General features: G+C 74.4%; 5 protein-coding genes. 3 read left to right on the top strand and 2 right to left on the bottom strand.

The genetic code is table 11. The annotated features are described in order from the left end of the window. Nucleotides 1-1,327: bifunctional 3'-5' exonuclease/DNA polymerase (locus SJ20_RS11375; RefSeq protein ID WP_044659992.1), on the top strand; the 1,327-nt coding region annotated here is incomplete at its 5' end. A gap of 14 nt (nt 1,328-1,341) precedes the next feature. Here SJ20_RS11375 and SJ20_RS11370 read toward each other — a convergent pair. Then, complete coding sequence (locus SJ20_RS11370) at nt 1,342-2,592, bottom strand: hypothetical protein (RefSeq protein WP_044659991.1); 1,251 nt, start codon at nt 2,590-2,592, stop codon at nt 1,342-1,344. A gap of 238 nt (nt 2,593-2,830) precedes the next feature. Between SJ20_RS11370 and SJ20_RS11365 the strand changes: the two genes are divergently transcribed. Both SJ20_RS11365 and arfB read left to right on the top strand, forming a co-directional pair. Beyond that, nucleotides 2,831-4,276, top strand: a complete 1,446-nt coding sequence (locus tag SJ20_RS11365) for an MFS transporter (RefSeq protein ID WP_044659990.1) — start codon at nt 2,831-2,833, stop codon at nt 4,274-4,276. After that, nucleotides 4,269-4,724 carry an alternative ribosome rescue aminoacyl-tRNA hydrolase ArfB gene (arfB, locus tag SJ20_RS11360; protein WP_036338705.1) on the top strand — a complete coding sequence of 152 codons (456 nt, stop codon included), beginning with the start codon at nt 4,269-4,271 and terminating at the stop codon, nt 4,722-4,724. The genes SJ20_RS11365 and arfB overlap by 8 nt, the downstream gene beginning before the upstream one ends. A gap of 24 nt (nt 4,725-4,748) precedes the next feature. Here arfB and SJ20_RS11355 read toward each other — a convergent pair. Continuing rightward, nucleotides 4,749-6,202: serine hydrolase (locus tag SJ20_RS11355; RefSeq protein ID WP_044659989.1), on the bottom strand; the 1,454-nt coding region annotated here is incomplete at its 5' end.

Raw genomic sequence — 6,202 nt, 5'->3', positions numbered from 1 at the left:
CCCCGCCCCGGACGTCACCGTGCTCGCGGCGGAGCTGGCCGCGCAGCGGGCGGCCGTCGAGGACTCGGCCCACCCGCACCGGCTGCGGCTGCTCGCGGCGGCGGAGTCGCAGGGCGCACTCGTGGCCGCGGAGATCCGGGCGGCGGGTCTGCCGTGGGACAGGGGCGTGCACGAGGCGCTCCTCACCGAGCAGCTCGGCCCCCGGCCTGCACAGGGCGAGCGTCCCGCCCGCCTGCAGGCCCTGGCCGAACGCATCGCCGACGTCCTGGGCTCCCCCGGGCTGAGCCCCGACTCGCAGCCCAGCCTGCTGCGGGCGCTGCAGACGGCAGGCGTGGCCGTGGAGTCCACGCGGCAGTGGGACCTGAAGCACTGGATCGACGCCGGCGGCGCGGAACGCGAGGCGCGGGCCGCGCTGCTCGCGCCGCTGCTGGAGTACAAGGCCCTGGCCCGGCTGTGGACGGCCAATGGCTGGCACTGGCTGGACCAGTGGATCGGCGACGACGGCCGGTTCCACGCCGCCTACCTGGTCGGCGGCGTGGTGACCGGGCGGTGGGCCGCCCACGGCGGTGGGGCCATGCAGATCCCAGCCGGGGTACGCGACGCCGTCCGCGCAGACCCCGGGTGGACGCTGACCGTGGCCGACGCCTCCCAGGTGGAGCCGCGCATCCTCGCCGCGATGGCCGCCGACGAGGCGCTGGCCCGTGCCGGGACCACGCCCGACCTGTACCGGGAGGTCGCGGAGCAGGGCCGGGCGGCCGGCACCGCGCTGGCCGACCGCGGGCGCGCGAAGATCGCCCTGCTGGGTGCGATGTACGGCTCGACGACGGGCGACTCCGCGGCGCTCATGCCGCACCTGCGCCGGCTCTACCCCCGAGCGATCGGCCTGCTCGAGCGGGCGGCCACCGTCGGCGAGGGCGGCGGCCAGGTGTCCACGTGGCTGGGCCGCTGGTCCCCCGCACCGGGGCGGAAGTGGCAGGAGTCCGTGTCCGACGTCGGCACCCAGGCCGCCGAGTCCGCGGCCCGGCGACGGCGGCGCTCCCAGGGCCGCTTCACCCGGAACTTCGTGGTGCAGGGCACCGCGGCCGAGTGGGCGCTGTGCTGGATGGGCGAGATCCGCCGTCGACTGCGGTCGGCCGGCATGCGCACGGAACTCGTGTTCTTCGTCCACGACGAGGTCGTCCTGCACGGCCCGGCCGCGGAGGCCGAGGCCGTGCGGACGGTCGTGGCGGAGTCCGCGAGCGCCGCCGGCCGCCTGCTGTTCGGTCCCGCCCCCGTGGACTTCCCGCTCACCGTCTCCAGCGTGGGGTCGTACGCGGACGCGAAGTGAGGGGCGTTGGGGGGTCAGGCGCCGTCGTCGGCTGGCTCAATCTCCGCCCGCCGGGCTCGGATCTCCTCGGCCTTGGCGAGCATGCGCTCCTCGCGCTTGGCCTGCAGGGTCCGACCCAATCGGCTGGCGCCCTGCTTGGCGTCCACGGCGTTGGTCTCGACAGCCGTCTTCACCTCACCCGCGAACCCCTGCGCGGCCTCCAACCACCGCTTCCCGGCGACGCGCCCGAGGGCGTCGAGCTCGATGTCCGTGTGCGTCACGAACTCGACCACCTGATCGGTCACGGCATTCGACCCCCGGGTGACGCGGCGCGAGCTGATCGGGTTGGCGACGTAACCGAGGTTCTTCAGGGTTCCTGCCTCGACGAGGGACTCGTTGATCCGCCGGAGTGCCTCAGCGATCCGCGCGGTGCGGTGCACCCGCGCGGCCACGAGGCCCTCGCGGTGCTCGGCCAGCAGCTCGGGTTCGTCCTCCTCCACACGCGCCAGCTCGAGCAGCTGCTGTCGGTCCTGGACGGCCATCGAGCGGGCGAGCATGCCGAGCCAGAACTGGACGTCCTCCTCGGCCGCGCCGACGACCTTGGCCAGCTTGTCCACGTCTGCCTTGGACGCGATGACGCGGTCCGCGACGGCGGCCAGCTGCGAGACGGCTTCTGCCTGCACCTGCTGCAGCAGCAGCGAGTTCTGCTGAACCTTGGACCAAGTGACGGCGGAGACCCGTCCGGTCGATCCGTGGACGGCCTCGGCCTCTTCGATCGCGAAGACGATGCCGCCCAGCTGACCGGCGATCTCGAGCTTGCGCTGCTTCAGGGGGCGATCGAGCTTCTCGTCGATGACGGCCAGATAGTCCTGGATGTCATCGAGCGCGGCCATGATCTGCAGCTGGGTGTTGGCTGCCGCCAGCGCGGCCACGGCCGCGGGGTTGGCCAGCGGGGTCGCCGTGAACGAGAGGTGCTTCACGATCTGGCCTCCGGAGCCGCCGGCGACGTCCTTGCGCCGCAGCACCCCCGAACTCAGGTTCTTCACGCCCAGGGCTTTGACCGTCTCGTAGGACTTGTCGTCCAGCCGGAGATAGCGTGCCCCCTCCAGCTGCGCCTGGGAGATCCCCTGCACCAGCGTGCTCAGCTTGGCCACGAGCGACGGCGTGACCACCTTGGCCCGCACGTCCTCGGCCTGGTCCAGCAGATCGAGGGCCCGGGACGGGCCCCAGACCAGCAGGCCCTGGTCTGCCGCGAACACCTGCATCTCGTCGTGCGTCTCGCTCATGCGTGAAGACTACGGCCTGACGGAGCAGTTCCGGGCCCCCTCAGTTCGCCTTCTCCACCACCGGGGACCCGAGGTGCCTCTGTCCCGCACCCGACGCCGGCGGGACGGGGCGGCAGGGCGTCGACCGCGGTCATGGCCTCCGTGCGCCGCACCGGGCCGAGGACCCTGGGACCTGGCACGATGCGGGACGAGGGCCGATCCTGGAGAGCGCCCGAGACACCCCCGAGAAGGAGACCGCATGCCCGTCGCCCCGCGTCCGTCCGACGACGCCGCGTCCTCGGTCTTCACCCCGCACCAGCAGCGCATCCTCGCGGTGCTCCTCATCCCGATCTTCATGTCCCTGCTGGCCGTGTCCAGCATCAACGTGGCCCTGCCCGCCCTGCAGCGGGGCCTGGACGCCAGCGACGCGGAGCTGCAGTGGGCCATCTCCGGCTACACCCTCGTGTTCGGCATGGTGCTCGTGCCGGCGGGCCGGGCGGGTGACCTCTTCGGACGACGCCGGCTGTTCCTGGTGGGCCTCGGCGTGTTCGCGCTGGGTGCGCTCCTGTCCGGCCTGGCGCCCACGGGCGTCCTGCTCGTGCTCGCGCGCCTGGTCATGGGCGTGGGCGCGGGCCTGCTCAACCCGCAGGTCACCGGCTTCATCCAGGGCGAGTTCTCCGGCGCCTCCCGCGCCCGGGCGTTCGGGGCGCTCGGTGCCGTCGTCGGGGTGTCCGTGGCGGTGGGGCCGCTGCTCAGCGGCGGGCTCATCGCGTGGCTCGGCGGCGACCTCGGCTGGCGCGCGACCTTCCTGGTGAACGTGCCCATCGCCCTCGGCGCCCTGGTCGTGGCCCGCCAGTGGCTGCCGCGCACCGCCCCCGTGCGGACGCGGCGTCCGGACCTGGACCCGGTCGGCGTCGTTCTGCTGGCGGGCGCCCTCGTGGCCGTCATGCTCCCGTTCCTGGACCGTGGGCTCGGGCCGTGGCGGTTCGTGCTCGTGCCCGTCGGCATCGGCCTGGCCGCCCTCTGGACGCGGTGGGAGGCCCGGTACGCCCGACGGGGCCGCGCCCCGATGGTGGACCTGCGCCTGTTCCAGACCCGCAGCTTCGCGTGCGGCGCCCTGCTGATCGCCATCTACTTCACCGGCTCGACCAGCATGTTCGTGGTGATCGCCATGTTCATGCAGAACGGGCTGGGCTACCCGGCGCTGCACGCCGCACTCATCGGCCTTCCCTCGGCGGTCATGTCGAGCGTGATGTCCACCGTGGCCGGTCGCGTGGTGCTGCGCACGGGCCGGAAGATCGTCGTCCTCGGCATCGCGCTGGCGCTGCTCGCCGTCGTGGGCTCCATCGGGGTGGCGTGGGCCAACCGGGAGTTCGGCCTGAGTCCATGGTGGCTGCTGCTCACCCTCGCCATCTTGGGTGCCGGGCAGGGGCTGGTGGTCTCCCCCAACCAGACCCTCAGCCTGGCCGAGGTCCCGCCGCGGCACTCCGGCACGGCCGGCGGCGTCCTGCAGACCGGCCAGCGCGTCGGCACGGCCGTCGGCACCGCCGTGATCGTGGGGGTGTTCCTGGGCGTCGCCTCCGGTGCCGACTGGGACGGGGCGTTCATGGCCGCCTTCACCCTGGTGGCGGGGTGCATGGCGCTCGCGCTCCTCGTCGCACTCGCGGACCTGCGCGGACCACGGACGGCGGCGCCCCGTGGCTGAGCCCCGCCCCGGCGACGTGCGCGTCACCCCCGGCCCCGGCGCACCCCGCGGGCTGGTCATCCCCGCGGGCGAACTCGTCGAGCGCTTCTCCCACGCCTCCGGCCCGGGCGGTCAAGGCGTGAACACGGCGGACTCGCGGGTCCAGCTCAGTCTGGACCTGGCGGCCACCTCCGCCCTCGACGACGTCCAGCGCGCCCGCGTCCTCGCACGGCTGGCGCCCCGGCTGGCCGGCACGGTGCTCACCGTCAGCGTGGCGGAGCACCGGGCCCAGCGGCGCAACCGGGTGGCCGCCCGCGAGCGGCTCGCGGCGCTGCTGCGCGAGGCCCTGGCCCCGCCGACGCCGCGGCGGGCTACCAAGCCGACGCGCGGCTCTCGGCGGCGCCGCCTGGAGGCCAAACACCGTCGCTCCGAGGTGAAGCGCACGCGCCGCCGCCCCGGTCTCGACTGAGGCCGCCCGCCCGCAGGCGGCGGCTCAGTCCCGCCCGGTCACCCCACGGCCGGCGGCCGAGCGGTGACCCCACGCGTCGCCACGCCGGGCGAGGTAGTCCTCTTCGGGCCAGCTGCTCACCCCGGACACGCGCATCCTCACCACCCGGCCGTCGTCGCCGAGGTCGAACGGGATGCGCTCCCCCGACGCGCCGAAGCCGTCCTCGTCCTCGGGCAGGAACGTGGTGGCGTCCAGCGCTCGAAGCTCGTGCATCCTGTCGCGGGGGCCGGGCGTGCCGGGGTCGATCAGCACGAGGCGCTCACCGGCGCGAACCACGTCCGTCTCGCCCCACAGGGAGACGTAGCGGCCGGTCAGCCGGTCGAGGTCGTCGGTCGTGACACCGGCGGGCAGCGCCTGCCCGTCGGCGGCGTCCTGGGCGAGCAGGTCGATGAGCTCGACGAGGCCCACCGCGAGCGCGTCCGCCGGACCGTCCACGGCGTTGGTGAGCACGCTGACGGTCAGACCGGTCGCCGGGTCCATCAGGGTCCGGGTGATCTGCCCGGGGAAGCCGCCGGAGTGGCCCACGAGCCGTCGTCCGCCCACGCTGATCCCGATCAGGCCGAGCCCGTAGGTGCCGGTCCCGGCCCCCCGCGGGAAGGAGGCCTCGGCCCGGTGCATCAGGCGCAGCGCGTGCTCGTCCAGCAGCTCGCGCCGGTCCAGGGCGAGAGCGGAGAAGAAGCGGCTGAGCTCCTCCGCCGTGGAGACGAAGCCGGTGGCCGCGGCCAGCGCGCCGGTGGCGGTCGGTGCCACGGTCACCCGACGCCCACGGCCGTGGGCCCGGGTGTGGCCGACGACGGCCCGGCCCGCCGCGTCGTCGTCGATCTCGGGGCGGGTGTCGGTGAGGCCGAGCGGGACGAGGATGTCCTCCGTGACGTGCTCGGCGTAGCCGCGGCCCGTGACTGCCTCGATGATCGCCCCGAGCAGGCCGTACCCGATGTTCGAATACTTGAAGCGCTCCTGCGGGGCGTAGGTGGCGCCGTGGTCCCGGACGATCGCGCGCAGGGCGTCGGCGTCCGGGAAGGGGCCGTCGAGCTGCCAGTGGTCCGCGTCCACCCCGTCGCGGATGGCGCCGGAGGTGTGCGAGAGCAGCTCGCGGACGGTGACCCGGGCCAGCGGGGTGTCGGCACAGTCGGGCAGTCGTCCGGCCACGGTGTCGTCCAGGCGCAGACGACCGGCGGCGACCAGGCGCAGCACGGCGACGGCCGTGAAGGTCTTGGAATGGCTGGCCACGCGGAACAGGTGGCCGGTGGTCAGCTCCGCCCCGGTGGCCTCGTCGGCCACCCCGAACGCGGCGGAGAGCACCAGCTCGTCGCCGAGCCGCACGGCCACCTGGGCGCCGGGCACGTGCCGCGTCTCCACCTGGGTGGCCAGCCACCGGGACAGGTACGGGGCCGCCTCGCGGAGGCGGTCGAGGGACGGAGCGGGCGGCGGGGCGGGGG

This window comes from Micrococcus sp. MS-ASIII-49, assembly GCF_000946635.1.
GTDB lineage: Bacteria > Actinomycetota > Actinomycetes > Actinomycetales > Micrococcaceae > Micrococcus > Micrococcus luteus.
The sequence above is the reverse complement of the archived record's forward strand: the minus strand, read 5'-3'. Positions and strand labels throughout refer to the sequence as shown.